The organism is Paraburkholderia sp. BL6665CI2N2, assembly GCF_004366535.1.
Lineage (GTDB): Bacteria > Pseudomonadota > Gammaproteobacteria > Burkholderiales > Burkholderiaceae > Paraburkholderia.
Genome location: NZ_SORC01000001.1, coordinates 332861 through 349186 on the forward strand (window position 1 = coordinate 332861; position 16326 = coordinate 349186).

Consider the following 16326-nt stretch of genomic DNA (forward strand, 5'->3'; position numbering starts at 1 on the left):
CATAACGGAGACGCGCGGCGGCGGGCTTTCGCGTTCAGCTAACCCGGTTCACCACCAGGTCGGCCAATTCGGCAAGACGCTGCGCGCGTGCGCCGAACGGCGCCAGCGCGGCGTGAGCGTCGCTGCGCAACTGCGCCGCGAGCGCGCGCGATGCGTCGAGCCCAATAATCGACACGTAGGTCGGCTTGCCGTCCTTCGCGTCTTTACCTGCCGTTTTGCCGAGCGTCGCGGAATCGGTCGTGACGTCGAGAATATCGTCCACGACCTGAAACGCGAGGCCGACAGCGGCCGAATACGCATCCAGCGAACGCATGGCGTCCGCGTCCGGCGTTTCGCCCGCCAGTGCGCCCATGCGCACCGCGGCGCGCAGCAACGCGCCAGTCTTCATGCGATGCATGGTTTCGAGTTGCGTGCGCGTCAGCGTGTGGCCGACGCTCGCCAGGTCGATGGCCTGCCCGCCGCACATGCCGATCGAACCGCTCGCCAGCGCCAGTTCGCGCACCAGCGCGGCCTGCTGCGCCGGGGCGAGAACGTCCGACGTCAGTGAAACGAACGCTTGGGATTGCAACGCGTCGCCGACCAGCAATGCCGTTGCTTCGTCATATTTGACGTGTACGGTGGCCTTGCCGCGACGCAACGCGTCGTCGTCCATGCACGGCATGTCGTCGTGGACGAGCGAGTACACGTGGATCATTTCCAGCGCCGCCGCCGCCGCGTCGAGGCACTCGGCGCGCGCGCCGGTCAGTTCACCGGCCGCGTGGCACAGCAGCGGGCGAACCCGCTTGCCGCCGCCCAGCACGGCGTAGCGCATGGCTTCATGCAGCGTGGCGGGCGCGGTTGCCTCGGTGGGCAGGTAATGTTCTAGCGCCGTTTCGACGCGCTCCAGTACCGAGCGCATCCATTGTTCGAATGTCATAGGTCGTCCCCGCTTTCAGTAGCGGCTGTGCCTGCGGTATTCATGGGCAGCGGCTTGAGCGTCTCGCCGTCGAGCACGCGCACCTGCTGCTCGACCTTTTCGAGCTGCTGCTGGCAAAACGCCACGAGGGCGGCGCCGCGCCGGTAGGCGGTGAGCGACTCCTCGAGGCTGAGGTTGCCGCTTTCCATGCGTGCAACCAGCCCTTCCAACTCTGACTGGGCGGCCTCGTAATTCTCGGGCAGCGGCGTGGTGTCGACGCCTTCGGCTGGCGTGGCAGCAGTATCTTTCGACGCGGTCTTCGCCATGAATAGTCGCAAAATTAAAACAAGTCGGACATTCTACGGCAAAAGCGATATTTCCGAGCCGCCACCGCCCTACGCCTCGCCTTCCCTATGTGCGCCGTCCCAGCAGTCTCGCAGAAAAAAAAACGATCGGTCTGCGGCGAAAACGTCGAACTTTCCTGAGAATTTTGACCCAAATCAGGCACTTAACGGCCCCAAAGAAGGGGAAACAGGTATAATTGCGGGCTCCCTAAATCGAAACCTTCGATGGTTGGGTTGTTCACTGCTTTCACGTCTTCACGGGAGTGGGAATGTCCAATCTGAGCAATGCATTGCAGTTGCGGTCTGTCCACAGCCAGCTGCCAGTCACGGCTTACTTTGACGAAGCGCTCTTAACGCGCGAAATCGAAACCCTTTTCAAGAAAGGTCCTCGCTACATCGGCCACGATCTCATGGTGCCCGAAGCGGGGAATTATTTTGCTTTGCCCAGCGAGAGCGAAGGGCGTGTGCTCGTCCGCAACCAGCAGTCGCAAGTCGAACTGCTGTCGAACGTGTGCCGTCACCGGCAAGCCATCATGCTCAACGGCCGCGGCCAGACGGAGAATATCGTCTGCCCCCTGCATCGCTGGACGTACGATCTGCATGGCGAACTCCTCGGTGCACCGCATTTCGCTGACAACCCCTGCCTGAATCTCGGCGCCACGTCGTTGCAGAACTGGCAAGGTCTGCTGTTCGAAGCGCAGGGACGTGACGTCGCGCGCGATCTGGCGCGGCTCGGCACGAAGGACCACTTCGATTTTTCGGGCTTCATGTTCGATCACGTCGAAGTGCACGAGTGCAACTACAACTGGAAGACCTTTATCGAGGTCTATCTGGAGGATTACCACGTCGCGCCGTTCCATCCGGGCCTCGGCAGTTTCGTCAATTGCGACGATCTCACGTGGGAGTTCGGCGAGTGGTACAGCGTGCAGACGGTCGGCGTGCACAAGGATCTGGAGCAACCGGGCAGCCCCACGTACCGCAAGTGGCACGACGAGGTGCTGCGCTTCCGTGGCGGGAACCCGCCCGAATTCGGCGCGATCTGGATGGTGTACTACCCGGGCATCATGATCGAGTGGTATCCGCACGTGCTGGTGGTGTCATGGCTGATTCCGCGCGGCCCGCAGAAAACTACGAACGTGGTGGAGTTCTATTACCCTGAGGAAATCGCACTGTTCGAGCGCGAGTTCGTCGAAGCCGAGCGCGCCGCCTACATGGAAACGGCCCGCGAAGACGACGAGATCGCCGAACGCATGGACGCCGGCCGCCGCGCGCTGATGAATCGCGGCGAATCGCAGGTCGGCCCGTATCAGAGCCCGATGGAAGACGGCATGCAGCACTTCCACGAATTCTTGCGGCGTGAACTCGGTACGATCTGATCGGCTGAGTCAGCTCACCAGATTCTTCTGGCTGCAATAAGGCATGGAAAGACGGGCTTCGGTCCGTCTTTTTTTGTTTAGACTAACGACATAAGCTGGCCATCCGCTGGTGGCGGCAAGTCGCCGCCAACGGAGCCGCCATTGCCCGCATCGAGCTTTGCATGGGACCCGACTAAGCGCTGAAGCGCCAAGTCGGGTCGACAGGAGACGTCATGCCGCACACTCACTACACCACTCTGATTTCCGCGACCAATCTCGCGGAACGGCTTGCCGCCGCGCCGGGCAGCGTGTTCGTCATCGATTGCCGATTCGATCTGGCCGACACCGAAGCGGGCGAAAAAGCCTATCTGACCGGGCATCTGCCGGGCGCGCATTACCTGCATCTGGATCGCGATCTGTCGGGGCCGAAGAACGGTCACAATGGCCGCCATCCGTTGCCGGATCGCGCGCGGCTGGTGGAGACGCTGGAATCGCGCGGCCTGAAGCAGGGCCAGCAGGTCGTCGCCTATGACGCGCAAGGCGGCATGTACGCCGCCCGTGCGTGGTGGCTGCTGCGCTGGCTCGGTCACGACGCTGTCGCGCTGCTCGACGGCGGCCTCCAGGCATGGGAAGCCGGCGGTTATCCGCTGACGCAGGACGCGCCGGCTCAGAACACGGGCGACTTCAAAGCAGGCGCGCCGCTGTCCGTCACGGTCGATGCGCAAACAGTCGAACGCAATCTGGGTTCGAAGGAACGCGTGGTGGTCGACGCGCGCGCGGCCGACCGTTATCGCGGCGAGAACGAGACACTGGACCGTGTCGGCGGCCACATTCCGGGCGCGCTCAATCGCTTCTTTAAAGACAACCTCACCGCAGACGGTCGCTTCAAGCCGGCTCACACGTTGCGCGAGGAATACCACGCGCTGCTCGCCGACACGCCGCCGGAGCACGTGGTCCTGCAATGCGGCTCGGGCGTGACGGCATGCGTGAATGCCCTGGCGATGGAAGTCGCCGGCCTGCACGGCGCGGCGTTGTACGCGGGCTCGTGGAGCGAGTGGAGTTCGGACCCGAAGCGGCCCATTGCGACAGGCGCAAATCCTTGAGCGCCGCAGCGAACACCACAGCACGCCATTAGCAAAAGGCCGTTGCCGCCCGAAAGCGGCAACGGCCTTTTTTTATCGCAAGCGAGGAAGCGCGGGCCTGCTGGCCGCCTTAAATCGCAATCGCAGCCACCCCATGCTGTTTGAACCATGCCAGCGCACGGCGCCAGCCGTCTTCCGCATCGGCCTTCTTGTAGCTCGGCCGGTAGTCCGCGAAAAACGCATGACCCGCATCGTCATACACGACGAACTGCGAACCGCGTCCCACTTGCGGACCTTGCGCGATAGCCTGCTTCATCTGTTCGAGCGTCCCCTGCGGGATGCTCTGATCCTGCAATCCGTAAAGCCCCAGCACCGGCGCGCGAAGCTGCGCAACCTGATCGAGCGGATTCTCCGGCATCATCGCGTTTTTTGCGCCCGTTACCCGCCCATACCAGGCAACCCCCGCCTTCAGCCCCGGGTTATGTTCGGCGTACAACCACGCCATCCGCCCGCCCCAGCAGAACCCATTCACCCCCAGCCGGTTCAGATCGCCGCCATGCTCGCCAGCCCAAACGACGGTCGCGTCGAGATCGCGCATCACCTGATCGTCCGGCACTTTGCTGACCAGTTGCTCGTTGAGTTGCTGCATGCTCGTATAAACGGTCGGATCGCCCTGCCGTTCATACAGATTCGGCGCGATCGCGAGATAACCCTGTTTGGCGAAGCGCCGGCACACGTCGGCGATATGCTCGTGCACGCCAAAAATCTCGTGCACGACAATGATCACCGGTAAGTGCGTCTTGCCTTTCGGTTGCGCGCGATAGGCCGGCACCAGCGTGTCGCCGGAGCGCACCGCCACTTCGCCGGCTTCGAGGCCGTCAGTATCGGTATGAATGGTTTGCGCCGAGACCGGCAGCACGGCGGCGGCGAAGCCAGTGCCGAGCGCAGCCTTAATGAAGGTACGCCGGTTGAAAGGGACGTGCGGGACCAGGCTGTCGATGTCGGGTTGCAGCATGCGGCGCTCCTCGGTTGAACGTTGGAGGCAACAGGATACGCCTGACAGGCATCCTGTTGCAGATGCAACGTTCCCGAGCAACGGCCGGGCGCATCAGCGCACGTCAGCGCGCCTAGTGCAGCTTGACCCGCGGCAGCGTGGTACGGCGCAACCAGTGAGCAAACGTATCGAGCACCATTCGCGCGTAGCCGTGCAGCGCGGCGATGTGCAGCCGGTACAGCGACATGTACATGAAGCGGGCGAACAACCCTTCGATCAGCATATTGCCGCCGATCACCCCACCCATCAGATTCCCGACCGCGCTGAAATGTCCAAGCGACACCAGCGAGCCGAAGTCTCGATAGGTGAACTCCGGCAGCGGCTTGTTTTCGAGCCGTGCCGTCAGCGCCTTCATCAGGAAGCTCGCCTGCTGGTGCGCCGCCTGCGCGCGCGGCGGCACGTTGCGCTCGTTGCCCGGCCACGGGCAAGCGGCACAATCGCCGAGCGCAAAGACGTTGTCGTCGGTTTCTGTTTGCAGCGTACGGCGCACGATGAGCTGACCCAGCCGGTTGACCGGCAAGCCGTCGAGCTCGCTCAAAATCGCCGGCGCCTTGATGCCGGCCGCCCACACCGTCAAGTCGGCGCGCACGGTTTTGCCGCTCGCGGTGCGGATCATGCCGGGCGCGACTTCGGCCACGGTCTCGCCGATCATCAACTTCACGCCGAGCTTGGTGAGCAGCTCGGCCGTGGCCGTCGAAACGCGCTCCTGCAAAGCCGGCAGAATGCGCGGCCCCGCTTCGATCAGCACAATGCCGACATCATGCCGCGGATCGAGCTTATGCAGACCGTAGGCGGATAGCACCTGCGCCGTGTTGCGCAATTCCGCCGACAGTTCCACGCCCGTCGCGCCGCCGCCGACAATCGCCACCTGAATGCGCGGCTCGCTGGGCGCGCCGGCGTCCGGCGCTGCTTCGACGGGTTCATGCACCTGATGCTCGGCGCGCATGCAGGCCGCAATCAGACGTTTGCGAAAACGCTCGGCCTGGCTGACGGTGTCGAGTGCGAGGGAAAATTCAGGCGCGCCTTTCACACCGAAGAAGGCGGTCGTGCTGCCGATCGCAATGATCAGCGTGTCGTATTCGAGTTCGCGTTCGGGCAGCAGCTCGGCGCCGTCGTCGTCGAGCACGGTGCCGAGCGTGAGGCGCCTGTTCGCGCGGTCCAGCCCGGTCAGGTCGCCCTGCTGAAATTCGAAGCCGTGCCAACGCGCTTGCGCCGCATACTCGAGCTCCTGCGTGAACGGGTCCATGCTGCCCGCCGCCACTTCATGCAGGAGCGGCTTCCAGATATGTGTGGGGTTGCGGTCGACGAGCGTGACCTGCGCCTGCACACCGCCCTTGTTCTTATGGGGTGCATAGCGATCGCCCAAACGCGTCGCCAGCTCCAATCCCCCCGCGCCTCCGCCAACGACGATAAAACGATGCATGGAACTCTCCGTATTTGCCGATGGGTTATGCGTCGTGCGGCGCACACGAGAATCACATGGGCGCCGTCTTTCAGCGATTGTCCGCGAGCAGCACGGGTTGTCACAAGCCATCAATACGCATGTGTGACATGCGCACGACGATATCGCGCCCCGTCACACGCACGTCAATGCGCTTCTTCCCAGTTCAGGCCGGCGCCCACTTCGGCGACCAGCGGCACTTTCAGGTCGGCGACACCGCACATCAACTCGGGCAGACGCTTGCGAACATCGGACAATTCCGCGTCCGGTACTTCGAGAATCAATTCATCGTGCACCTGCATGATCATGCGCGTGCCGATGTTCGACGCCTCGATCCAGTTCTGCACCGCGATCATCGAGAGCTTGATCAGATCGGCGGCCGTGCCTTGCATGGGCGCGTTGATCGCGGCGCGCTCGGCCGCCTGACGGCGCGGACCATTGCCGCCGTTGATCTCCGGCAGCCACAGGCGGCGGCCGAACACCGTCTCGACATAACCCTTGGCCTTCGCGCTCACGCGCGTTTCGTCCATATACCGCGCCACGCCGGGATAACGCGCGAAATAGCGGTCGATATAGAGCTTGGCTGCGTCGCGCGTGATGCCGAGGTTCGCGGCGAGACCGAACGAACTCATGCCGTAGATCAGGCCAAAATTAATGACCTTGGCCACGCGACGCTGATCGTTCGACACTTCGAGCGGCGTCACGCTGAAAATCTCCGCGGCCGTGGCGCGGTGAATGTCTTCGCCCTGCGAGAACGCGCGCAGCAGCGATTCGTCGCCGGAAATGTGCGCCATGATGCGCAATTCGATCTGCGAATAATCCGCCGAGACCAGCTTGTGTCCGGGCGGTGCGATAAACGCTTCGCGAATACGGCGGCCTTCGCCGGTGCGAACGGGAATGTTCTGCAGGTTCGGATCGTTCGACGCGAGGCGCCCCGTGACCGCCACGGCCTGCGCATAGTTCGTATGCACGCGGCCCGTGGTGGCGTTGACCATGCGCGGCAGCTTGTCGGTGTAGGTCGACTTCAGCTTCGACAAGCCGCGGTGTTCGAGCAGAATCTTCGGCAGCGGATAGTCTTCGGCGAGCTTCTGCAGCACTTCTTCGTCGGTGGAAGGCGCGCCGCTCGGCGTCTTCTTGACCACCGGCAACTCCAGCTTCTCGAAGAAGATCTGCCCGATCTGCTTGGGCGAACCCAGGTTGAATTCGCCGCCGGCCAGCACATACGCTTCACTTTCCAACTGGATCAGACGCGTGGCGATTTCGCTGCTTTGCTGGCGCAGTTTCTCCGCGTCGATCAGCACGCCGGTGCGCTCCATCTTGCGCAGCACACGCGAGGTCGGCAGTTCGATCGCGCGATACACGTACTCAAGTGTCTTCTCGGCAGTCACTTGCGGATACAGCGCCTGGTGCAGCCGCAAGGTGATGTCGGCGTCTTCCGCCGCGTACTCGGCGGCTTTGTCCAACGCGACTTCGTCGAAGCCGATCTGCCCGGCGCCCTTGCCCGCGACCTCTTCGTACTTGATCGTCTTCACGCCGAGATGGCGCAGCGCGAGGCTGTCCATATCATGCGTGCGATGCGATTCGACCACGTACGATTGCAGCAGCGTGTCGTGTTCGACACCGCGCATTTCAATGCCGTAGTTCGCCAGCACCTGCTCGTCGTACTTGAGATGCTGACCGACCTTCTTGTGCTCGGCGCTTTCGAGCCACGGCTTGAGCCTGGCGAGGACTTCGTCGCGCGGCAATTGCACGGGCGCGTCCGGGCCGCGATGCGCGAGCGGCACATACGCCGCGCGGCCGGCTTCCACCGACAACGACAGCCCCACGATCTGAGCAGTCATGGGATCGAGCGAGGTGGTTTCGGTATCGAACGAGGTCAACTCGGCCGCGTTGATCTTCTCGAGCCACGCGTCGAATTGTTCCCACGTCTGCACGGTGTCGTAGTGCCGCTCGTGATCCACGGACAAAGCCGGCGGCACATCCGTTTCCGGGCCTTCCACGGCATCAGCGATTTCCACTTCGCGCAACCACGTCTTGAAGCCGTGGCGCGTGAACACCTCGCGCAGTTCCTCGCGCGATTCCGGCCGGCTTTGCAGGCTTTCCTCGATCGACACGATATGGTCGGTCATGTCGCAATTGCGCTCGACGGTGACGAGTTTCCTCGCCATTGGCAGAAAATCGAGCGCTCTGCGCAGATTGTCTCCTACCGCACCTTTTATTTCGTCAGCATGTGCGACGATGCCATCTAGCGAATCGAATTGCGTCAGCCATTTGATCGCTGTTTTCGGCCCGCATTTCTCGACGCCGGGCACGTTGTCGACGGTATCGCCGATCAACGACAGGTAGTCGACAATGCGCTCCGGCGGCACGCCGAACTTGGCGAGCACGCCGGCGCGGTCGAGCGTTTCGTTAGTCATCGTATTGATGAGGGTGACATGATCCGACACAAGCTGCGCCAGATCCTTGTCACCCGTCGACACGATCACATTCATGCCACGCTTTTCCGCTTCCGTGCTGAGGGTGCCGATGACGTCGTCGGCCTCGACGCCGTCTATCATCAACAAGGGCCAGCCGAGCGCCCGCACGGCCACATGAATCGGCTCGATCTGACGCGACAGGTCGTCCGGCATCGACGGGCGGTTCGCCTTATAGTCGGGATACCAGTCGTCGCGAAACGTTTTGCCCTTGGCGTCGAACACGCACGCGCTATACTCTGCTGTGACTTCCTTGCGCATGCGCCGCAGCATGTTGATCATCCCGTAGAGCGCGCCCGTGGGATTACCGTCGGGGCTGCGCAGATCCGGCATCGCATGGTAGGCCCGGTACAGATAACTCGAACCGTCGACCAATAGCAGGGTCTTACCTTCAAGGCTTCGTTCTTCAGGCATTATGACTAAGAGAAAAGTGATTCCGAGTCTGCGATCACTCGCAGATCAAGAGCGCGCAACGGCCAAAAAGGCCCGCGCATCGTGGCAGATGTTCACAATTATGGCAGAGTTTATCGAGGCGACCGAGTACCTCTCGGAGATTCGTCCGGCTGTCAGCATCTATGGTTCAGCGCGGCTGAAACCGAACTCACCCTACTACAAACTGGCCACGCAAATCGCGCGCAAGCTTTCGGATGCCGGCTTCGCCGTGATCTCGGGCGGCGGCCCGGGCATCATGGAAGCGGCCAACAAGGGCGCGCATGCGGGCAAGGCGCCTTCGGTCGGTCTGAACATCGAATTGCCGCACGAGCAGTCGGGCAATCAGTGGCAAGACATCTCGTTGCGCTTCCGCCATTTCTTCACGCGAAAGGTCACGTTCGTGAAGAACTCGGACGCGGTGATCGTCATGCCCGGCGGCTTCGGCACGCTGGACGAACTCGCCGAAGTGCTCACGCTGATCCAGACCAAGAAGTCGCGCCATGTGCCGATCATCCTGGTGGGTGCCGAGTTCTGGGAAGGCCTGCTCGCATGGTTCAAGAACTCGCTCACGCCCATGGGCCTGATCAATCCGACCGACATGGACCTCATGCAGGTCATCGACGATCCGGACCAGGTGCTCGAAGCGGTGCTGAAGTTCTATGAAGACCGCGAAGAAACCGAGCCGCAGCCGACCAAGTCGGACGAAGACCGGATGTTCTATCTGTGAGGCTGCACGCTTCGCGCCATGGCGCGAAATGATGCACGCAGCGGTGTGGATATGCAGATCCTAACGGGCAGCCTCAAGGCTGCCCGTTTCCATTTGATCGAACTGATCGCCTTGCGCTTGCAGCCATTCGCAGAACTGGCTCACAAGCGGCGCATCCGCGACCTCGCGCCTCGCCACCCACCAGTAGCCGCGCGCATCGATACGCGGACCCGCCAGCGGCATCACGAGCCGTCCCGAAGTTAGCTCATCCGCCAGCATGGGCACTGGGCCCAGCGCCACGCCGAGGCCGTCCACCGCAGCCTGCAAGGCCAGATAGAAGTGATCGAACGATTGTTTTTTGCGGCATTTCGCCGTCACGCCAGCCGCTGCTAACCAGTTGCGCCAGGCATCCGGCCGCGTGTCGGAATGCAGCAGCACGTGCCGCGCGAGATCGTCGGCAACCTTGATCGGCGAGCGTTGCAGCAACGCGGGGCTGCACACCGGGATCTCGGTCTCGCCGAGAAAATGGCTGCTCACGCAATTGGGCCAATGCGCGGGACCACGCCGCACGGCAACGTCGAAAGCGTCCAGCGTCTCGACCGGCGCATTCGAGGTTGCCAGTCGCAACTCTACGTTCGGCACCTTACGCTGGAACTGATGCAGCCGCGGCAGCAGCCATTTCATCGCGAAGGTAGGCAACGCATTCACGCGCAGCACATGGACGACACCGGTGTCGCGCAATTGATCCGTGGCGTGCGCGATGCTGTCGAATGCAGCCTGGACAGTGGACAGGTAGCGGCGTCCGTCGTCGGTCAAACGCACGCGTTTGCCGCGACGCTGAAACACCTGCACGCCGAGCCATGTTTCGAAAGCCGCGACTTGCCGGCTGATTGCACCGTGCGTCACATGCAATTCGTTCGCTGCCGCGGTGAAGCTCTCATGCCGCGCCGCAGCTTCGAATGCGCGCAAGGCGGGAAACGGAGGAAGATTACGGGCCATGCTTGTGATTCTAGATCACAAAGCGGTGCTCAAAAATCGTTTTGCTCGAGGCCGGTTCGGCGCTAACCTCCTGAGCTTGAACTGGAAGCTAACCGATATGGACCACGATCTGACCTCGTCCGAGCCCGCGCTTGTGCCTACGCCCACCTTGCGGGAAATCTTCGGCGGCTTTCTCGGCCTCGGGCTGATCTCGTTCGGCGGCGCACTGCCGCTGGCGCGGCGCGCACTGGTCGAGCAACGCCGCTGGCTGAGCGCCGACGAATTCGCCGACTTGCTCGGCCTCTGCCAGTTTTTGCCGGGCGGCAATGTGATCAACCTTTCGGTGGCAATGGGCATGCGCTTTCGCGGCGTGCCGGGCGCGCTAGCCGGTCTGCTTGGACTGATCGCGGGACCGTCGCTGGTGGTGATCGGCCTCGGCGTGCTGTATGAACACACGCAAAATGACCCGCACGTTCGCCATCTGTTCGCCGGTCTGGCGGCCGCCGCGGCCGGCCTGTTGATCTCGATGGCCCTGAAGATCGTGCTGCCGCTGCGGCGTAGCCCAATGGCCGCGCTCATCGCGGCACTCGGCTTTATTGCAATTGCGATCATGCGGCTGCCGCTTCTGCCCACCATGCTGGTGCTGACGCCGCTCAGCATCTACATCGCGTCGAGAAGCGCACGATGAACGACACGCTCATTTCCCTCGCCGTTATTTTCAGTCAGCTTTCGCTGCTCGCGTTCGGCGGCGGCAATACGATTCTTCCGGAGATGCAGCGGCAGGTGGTGGATGTGCATCATTGGATGCCGGCCAGCGAATTCAGCGCGCTGTTCGCGCTCGCGCAGGCCGCGCCGGGGCCGAATCTGATGATCGTCACGCTAATCGGTTGGCACGTGGCCGGCTGGGCGGGCATGCTCGTGACGTCGGTGGCGAAGTTCGGGCCGTCGTCGCTGGTGACGATCCTCGCAATGCATGCGTGGGAGCGCTTCAAGGACCGCCCGTGGCGACGCTATGCGCAGTTGGGACTGGTGCCGGTGACCGCCGGCATTATCGCGGCGAGCGCGGCGCTGATTGCCGAAGCGTCGAATCCAACCGCCATTGCCTGGGCGATTACGGCGTTCACCGCTGTCATGGCGATGACCACGCGCATCCATCCGCTCTGGCTTCTCGCGGCTGGCAGTCTGATCGGCTTAACCGGCTTCGGGCAGTTCTGATTTTGATCGAGCAGGAGCGAGCCGCAGCGGCCCTCGCCCTTGCTCGCCAAAAACGCTCACTGAAACGCGACTTCGGCAAAGCTGCGCAACTTGCGGCTATGCAAACGATGCAGTCCGTTCATCCGCAATAGCTCCATCGCCTTCACGCCGATCTGCAGATGCTGATCGACCTGCGCGCGATAGAACTGATCCGCCATGCCGGGCAGCTTCAATTCGCCATGCAAGGGCTTGTCCGACACGCACAGCAAGGTGCCGTAAGGCACACGGAAACGGAAACCGTTCGCGGCGATCGTCGCGCTTTCCATATCGAGCGCAACCGCCCGGCTTTGCGAGAGCCGCTGCACCGGCTCGCGATGATCGCGCAACTCCCAGTTGCGATTGTCCACACTCGCCACCGTGCCCGTGCGCATCACGCGCTTCAGTTCGACGCCGTCCAGCTGCGTGACCTGCGCGACCGCGCGCTCCAGCGCCACCTGCACTTCGGCGAGCGCCGGAATCGGCACCCACAGCGGCAAGTCGTCGTCGAGCACGTGGTCCTCGCGCACATAGCCGTGCGCCAGCACGTAGTCGCCGAGACGCTGCGTGTTGCGCAGCCCCGCGCAGTGACCGAGCATGATCCACGCATGCGGACGCAGCACGGCGATGTGATCGGTGATGGTCTTCGCGTTCGACGGTCCGACGCCGATGTTGATCATCGTGATGCCGCTGCCGTCGGCGCGCTTCAGGTGATACGCGGGCATCTGCGGCAAACGCGGCGGCGCCGTGCCTTCCTGTTCCTGCTCACCGAGATTCGCGTTGTACGTGACCACGTCGCCCGGCTCGACAAACGACGTGTATTCGCTGCGATAGGCGCGCAGTTCTTCGTCGTCGATATGGGCCATCATCGTGCGGCCGAGTTTGACGAACTCGTCGATATAGAACTGGTAGTTCGTGTACAGCACGTAGTTCTGGCAGTGCGTGGGCGAGGTCGCCGTATAGTGCTTCAGCCGATGCAGCGAGAAATCGACCCGCGCCGCCGTGAACAGCGCAAGCGGATGCGGCTCGCCCGGCAGCGGTTCATACGTACCGTTGACGATGCGGTCGTCGAGCAGCGCCAGGTCCGGCGTGTCGAACACGTCGCGCATCAGGAACAGGCGCTCGCGATCCAGATCGCCTTCGAGGTGGATGCCCTCGGCGAAAGCGAAGTGAATTGGAATCGGCTGGTCCGACACGCCGACTTCGATCTGCACGTGATGGTTTTTGGCCAGCAGGCGCAATTGCTCGCGATAGTAGTTGCCGAACAGATCAGGCCGCGTGACGGTCGTCTCGAACACGCCCGGCCCCGCGACGAAACCATACGAGCGGCGTGAGTCGATATGCGTGTTGACCTCGGTGCACACCCGCACGAACGGATAGCAGGCGCGTACCCGGCGTTCGAACAACTCGTTGCGGCGATAGCGCGCGAAGGCGTCGCGCAGGAACGAAGTGTTCGCTTCGTAGATCGCCGAGAGGCGGGTGACGGCCTCGGTCGCGTCGTCGAAGGATTCGGTTGGGAAGCTGTTGGCGGGAGTCTGCACCGCGCGTTGATTGGTATCGTTGTTCATCTTCATTCGCCTCTAATGATGAGGCCACATTACCACGGAACCGTTGCTCGCCAAATCACCTGACGGTGCTGCAACACACGTTGCGGCGGTGCCCGCAAGTTTGCGCGCACGCCGCGCGAAAGCGGCGCAAAATAAGGCGGTCGCGCCCGAGGAGCAGGTGGGATTTGCTAGAATCGGGGCACCATATTGGAGAATCACCATGAAGCCGCTCCTTCCCGTCGCCGTTGCACTGGCCTTCGCCTTTGGCAACGCCGCGATGGCTGCCCAGCCTGTCGACGATACACCGGCTCCCGGCGTGCCTCAGTCCGCCAACGAACGGGCCGGCCTGCCCGACCTGGAGAAGATCAATCGTCCGGCTGCGGAGGTCAGTTCGAAGGTCGAAATCAACGTCCCGCGCACGCCGAGCTTCTACGAACGCAGCGCCAACGGCACCGAAATCACCGAATACCGCGACAAAGGCAAGCCTGTCGAAATCAACGTGCATTCGAACCTCGGCACGCGCTATCAAATGAGCGCGCCGCTCGACACGTCGCCCTCCGTGCGCGACAACGGCCGCGCAAGCACGCGTTTGCCGTCGGTGCACCTGACCTATTGACGCATGCCGGGGCGGCGCCGCGGTGTGCGCCGGCGCCCGGATCCACTCGCCGGCAAGACGCCGTCCCGAGCCTCAGACTGCCTGGCCGGCCGCCTTGGCGGTAAGGCATTGAAAATACCGCCGCGCTTCACGGCGCCGCAAAAACGCTTTCCCGATACCGCATTTGCCGCACATCGCACTGGCCGAATCGCGCCAGCCCGACCAACCTGATCCGACGTTTCCCGCATGGCTGTCTTCACCGCTGTCACCGAACCCCAACTTGCAGAATGGATGAGCCATTACGATCTCGGCGACGTCGTCGAATTTCGCGGCATTTCCTCCGGTATTGAGAACAGCAACTTCTTCCTGACGACGACGCGCGGCGAATACGTCCTCACGATTTTCGAAAAGCTGACGGCCGAACAGCTGCCGTTCTATCTCGACCTCATGCGGCATCTGGCCGCGCACCGCGTACCGGTGCCGGACCCCATGCCGCGCGAAGACGGCGCGCTGTTCGGCACCTTGCATGGCAAGCCCGCGGCCATCGTGACCAAGCTCGAAGGCACGCCGGAACTGGCGCCGGGTGTCGAGCACTGCATCGAAGTCGGGCAAATGCTGGCGCGCATGCACCTGGCGGGACGCGACTACACGGGGTATCAGCCGAATCTGCGCAGCCTGCCGTGGTGGCAGGAAACCGTGCCGACCATTCTGCCGTTTCTGGAAGGCGAGCAACGCGATCTGCTGTCCTCCGAACTGGCGCATCAGGAAGCCTTCTTCGCCTCGGCCGACTACGCCGCGCTGCCCGAAGGCCCGTGCCACGCCGACCTGTTCCGCGACAACGCCATGTTCGCGCACGCCGCGCCGGAGACGGGCCACGAAGTGCGCCTCGGTGGATTCTTCGACTTCTATTTCGCCGGCTGCGACAAATGGCTGTTCGACGTGGCGGTGACGGTCAACGACTGGTGCGTCGACCTCGCCACCGGCAAGCTCGACGACGCGCGCACCGAAGCCATGCTGCGCGCCTACCAGACCGTGCGTCCCTTCACCGCCGAAGAAAACCGCCATTGGGGCGACATGCTGCGAGCGGGCGCGTACCGTTTCTGGGTCTCGCGCCTGTATGATTTTTATTTGCCGCGCGCGGCCGAATTGCTCAAACCGCACGACCCCGGCCATTTCGAGCGCATTCTGCGCGAACGCCTGACCGGCGTTGCACTTCCAGGCATTCATACCTCATGCAACTGATCGAAGTCCCCGCGAAAGCCGGCTATGTGTGGTTCCGGCAGGGTATCTGGCTGTTCCGCAAGAACCCGCTCGCGTTCCTGACGCTGTTCTTCACCTATCTGCTGGTGATGACGCTCGTGGCGCAGATTCCGGTGGTCGGCGGTGTGTTGCCGCTGGCCTTCATTCCGGGCGTCGCGGTCGGCTTCATGGCGGCGTGCCGCAACACGATTGCCGGCAAACCGGTGTTCCCTACCATTCTGGTGGACGGTTTTCACTCGTACGGCCCGGTGGTCGCCAAACGGCTGCTGGTGCTCGGCGTGCTCTACGTCGTCGCGATGGCATTGGTGCTGGCCGCGTCAGCACTCGCAGACGGCGGCATGCTGCTGAAGGTCATGCTCGGCGCCGCCACGATGGATCAGGACGCGATCGCCAACAGCAATATCCCGCTGGCGGTGATTACGGCTTTCGTGGTCTACATTCCAATGGCGATGATTTTCTGGTTCTCGCCCATTCTCGCCGCGTGGCATGACGTGCCGCCCGTCAAGGCGATGTTCTTCAGCCTCGTCAGTTGCTGGCGCAACCGCGGCGCGTTCATCGTGTTCGGCGCGCTGTGGTTCGCGGTGGCGATGACGGTGTCGCTCGGCTTGTCCGCGCTGATGCAGGCGCTGGGCGCGGGCGACTTCGCGTTCGCCATCCTGATGCCCGCCACGATGATCGTCACGACCATGCTGTACTGCTCGTTCTACGCGACCTATCGCGGCTGCTTCGGCGTGCAAACGCCCGAAGCACCGGACTTGCCGACCACGCCGGCGGCCTGATTCCGTTCTGACGCGGGCGCTGCTCCGGCGCCCGCGCCGCGCTCGCGGCGGCGCCTGCCCTCGCCGTTCCCTGCATCTTCAAACTGCACTCGTCAACCTGCGTCGATTTGCGGCACAATGGTTTGCGCGCAATCCATTTGCACGCTCTTTTTAT

General features: G+C 62.9%; 15 protein-coding genes. 8 read left to right on the forward strand and 7 right to left on the reverse strand.

The genetic code is table 11. The annotated features are described in order from the left end of the window. Window positions 1-34: 34 nt before the first annotated feature. Together B0G81_RS01460 and B0G81_RS01465 are read right to left on the reverse strand one after the other, a co-directional pair. On the reverse strand, window positions 35-916 hold the full coding sequence (locus B0G81_RS01460) for a farnesyl diphosphate synthase (protein WP_134132822.1): 882 nt from the start codon (window positions 914-916) through the stop codon (window positions 35-37). Next, window positions 913-1221 (reverse strand): exodeoxyribonuclease VII small subunit, encoded by a 309-nt coding sequence (locus tag B0G81_RS01465; protein ID WP_106282661.1) that lies wholly within the window; start codon window positions 1219-1221, stop codon window positions 913-915. Before B0G81_RS01465 ends, B0G81_RS01460 begins: the two co-directional genes overlap by 4 nt. Before the next feature lie 287 nt (window positions 1222-1508). Here B0G81_RS01465 and B0G81_RS01470 point away from each other — a divergent pair, with 287 nt between their 5' ends. Together B0G81_RS01470 and B0G81_RS01475 are read left to right on the forward strand one after the other, a co-directional pair. Beyond that, on the forward strand, window positions 1509-2615 hold the full coding sequence (locus tag B0G81_RS01470; RefSeq protein WP_106282660.1) for an aromatic ring-hydroxylating dioxygenase subunit alpha: 1107 nt from the start codon (window positions 1509-1511) through the stop codon (window positions 2613-2615). Window positions 2616-2827: 212 nt separating this feature from the next. Then, entirely contained in the window at window positions 2828-3697 is an 870-nt protein-coding gene (locus tag B0G81_RS01475; RefSeq protein ID WP_134132826.1) for a sulfurtransferase, read from the forward strand. Between the two features lie 109 nt (window positions 3698-3806). Here B0G81_RS01475 and B0G81_RS01480 read toward each other — a convergent pair whose 3' ends face one another. The 3 genes from B0G81_RS01480 to polA all read right to left on the reverse strand — a co-directional run bounded on the left by B0G81_RS01480 (window position 3807) and on the right by polA (window position 9059). Beyond that, window positions 3807-4691, reverse strand: coding sequence for a dienelactone hydrolase family protein (locus B0G81_RS01480; RefSeq protein WP_134132830.1), 885 nt, complete (start codon window positions 4689-4691; stop codon window positions 3807-3809). A 112-nt stretch (window positions 4692-4803) separates the two neighbouring features. Continuing rightward, window positions 4804-6153, reverse strand: a complete 1350-nt coding sequence (locus tag B0G81_RS01485) for an NAD(P)/FAD-dependent oxidoreductase (RefSeq protein WP_116147086.1) — start codon at window positions 6151-6153, stop codon at window positions 4804-4806. A 164-nt stretch (window positions 6154-6317) separates the two neighbouring features. Then, window positions 6318-9059, reverse strand: coding sequence for a DNA polymerase I (gene polA / locus B0G81_RS01490; RefSeq protein WP_134132834.1), 2742 nt, complete (start codon window positions 9057-9059; stop codon window positions 6318-6320). A 1-nt stretch (window position 9060) separates the two neighbouring features. On the opposite strand from polA, the gene B0G81_RS01495 reads away from it, so the two are divergent. Continuing rightward, window positions 9061-9804 (forward strand): TIGR00730 family Rossman fold protein, encoded by a 744-nt coding sequence (locus tag B0G81_RS01495; protein WP_106282655.1) that lies wholly within the window; start codon window positions 9061-9063, stop codon window positions 9802-9804. Between the two features lie 60 nt (window positions 9805-9864). On the opposite strand, the gene B0G81_RS01500 is transcribed toward B0G81_RS01495, so the two are convergent. Next, a complete protein-coding gene (locus B0G81_RS01500) occupies window positions 9865-10782 on the reverse strand; it encodes a transcriptional regulator GcvA (RefSeq protein WP_134132838.1) in 918 nt (305 codons plus the stop codon). A gap of 97 nt (window positions 10783-10879) precedes the next feature. Between B0G81_RS01500 and B0G81_RS01505 the strand changes: the two genes are divergently transcribed. After that, entirely contained in the window at window positions 10880-11449 is a 570-nt protein-coding gene (locus B0G81_RS01505) for a chromate transporter (protein WP_134132842.1), read from the forward strand. Then, a complete protein-coding gene (locus tag B0G81_RS01510) occupies window positions 11446-11976 on the forward strand; it encodes a chromate transporter (protein WP_106282652.1) in 531 nt (176 codons plus the stop codon). Before B0G81_RS01505 ends, B0G81_RS01510 begins: the two co-directional genes overlap by 4 nt. A gap of 56 nt (window positions 11977-12032) precedes the next feature. On the opposite strand, the gene B0G81_RS01515 is transcribed toward B0G81_RS01510, so the two are convergent. After that, window positions 12033-13559, reverse strand: a complete 1527-nt coding sequence (locus tag B0G81_RS01515; protein ID WP_116122616.1) for an AMP nucleosidase — start codon at window positions 13557-13559, stop codon at window positions 12033-12035. A gap of 199 nt (window positions 13560-13758) precedes the next feature. Between B0G81_RS01515 and B0G81_RS01520 the strand changes: the two genes are divergently transcribed. The 3 genes from B0G81_RS01520 (at window position 13759) to B0G81_RS01530 (ending at window position 16172) form a co-directional block, all read left to right on the forward strand. Beyond that, window positions 13759-14154 carry a hypothetical protein gene (locus tag B0G81_RS01520; RefSeq protein WP_012428587.1) on the forward strand — a complete coding sequence of 132 codons (396 nt, stop codon included), beginning with the start codon at window positions 13759-13761 and terminating at the stop codon, window positions 14152-14154. Window positions 14155-14379: 225 nt separating this feature from the next. Then, the gene (locus tag B0G81_RS01525) at window positions 14380-15375 is read left to right on the forward strand and encodes a homoserine kinase (protein ID WP_106282651.1); all 996 of its coding nucleotides are present in this window, start codon (window positions 14380-14382) and stop codon (window positions 15373-15375) included. Then, window positions 15366-16172: a BPSS1780 family membrane protein gene (locus tag B0G81_RS01530; RefSeq protein WP_106282650.1), complete on the forward strand. Its 807-nt coding sequence runs from the start codon at window positions 15366-15368 to the stop codon at window positions 16170-16172. Before B0G81_RS01525 ends, B0G81_RS01530 begins: the two co-directional genes overlap by 10 nt. The last annotated feature ends 154 nt before the right edge of the window (window positions 16173-16326 follow it).

Bases quoted from the DNA above. Each gene is read 5' to 3' on its own strand.
- B0G81_RS01460 (WP_134132822.1), bottom strand. From the start codon at position 916: ATGACATTCGAACAATGGATGCGCTCGGTACTGGAGCGCGTCGAAACG.
- B0G81_RS01465 (WP_106282661.1), bottom strand. From the start codon at position 1,221: ATGGCGAAGACCGCGTCGAAAGATACTGCTGCCACGCCAGCCGAAGGC.
- B0G81_RS01470 (WP_106282660.1), top strand. From the start codon at position 1,509: ATGTCCAATCTGAGCAATGCATTGCAGTTGCGGTCTGTCCACAGCCAG.
- B0G81_RS01475 (WP_134132826.1), top strand. From the start codon at position 2,828: ATGCCGCACACTCACTACACCACTCTGATTTCCGCGACCAATCTCGCG.
- B0G81_RS01480 (WP_134132830.1), bottom strand. From the start codon at position 4,691: ATGCTGCAACCCGACATCGACAGCCTGGTCCCGCACGTCCCTTTCAAC.
- B0G81_RS01485 (WP_116147086.1), bottom strand. From the start codon at position 6,153: ATGCATCGTTTTATCGTCGTTGGCGGAGGCGCGGGGGGATTGGAGCTG.
- polA (WP_134132834.1), bottom strand. From the start codon at position 9,059: ATGCCTGAAGAACGAAGCCTTGAAGGTAAGACCCTGCTATTGGTCGAC.
- B0G81_RS01495 (WP_106282655.1), top strand. From the start codon at position 9,061: ATGACTAAGAGAAAAGTGATTCCGAGTCTGCGATCACTCGCAGATCAA.
- B0G81_RS01500 (WP_134132838.1), bottom strand. From the start codon at position 10,782: ATGGCCCGTAATCTTCCTCCGTTTCCCGCCTTGCGCGCATTCGAAGCT.
- B0G81_RS01505 (WP_134132842.1), top strand. From the start codon at position 10,880: ATGGACCACGATCTGACCTCGTCCGAGCCCGCGCTTGTGCCTACGCCC.
- B0G81_RS01510 (WP_106282652.1), top strand. From the start codon at position 11,446: ATGAACGACACGCTCATTTCCCTCGCCGTTATTTTCAGTCAGCTTTCG.
- B0G81_RS01515 (WP_116122616.1), bottom strand. From the start codon at position 13,559: ATGAACAACGATACCAATCAACGCGCGGTGCAGACTCCCGCCAACAGC.
- B0G81_RS01520 (WP_012428587.1), top strand. From the start codon at position 13,759: ATGAAGCCGCTCCTTCCCGTCGCCGTTGCACTGGCCTTCGCCTTTGGC.
- B0G81_RS01525 (WP_106282651.1), top strand. From the start codon at position 14,380: ATGGCTGTCTTCACCGCTGTCACCGAACCCCAACTTGCAGAATGGATG.
- B0G81_RS01530 (WP_106282650.1), top strand. From the start codon at position 15,366: ATGCAACTGATCGAAGTCCCCGCGAAAGCCGGCTATGTGTGGTTCCGG.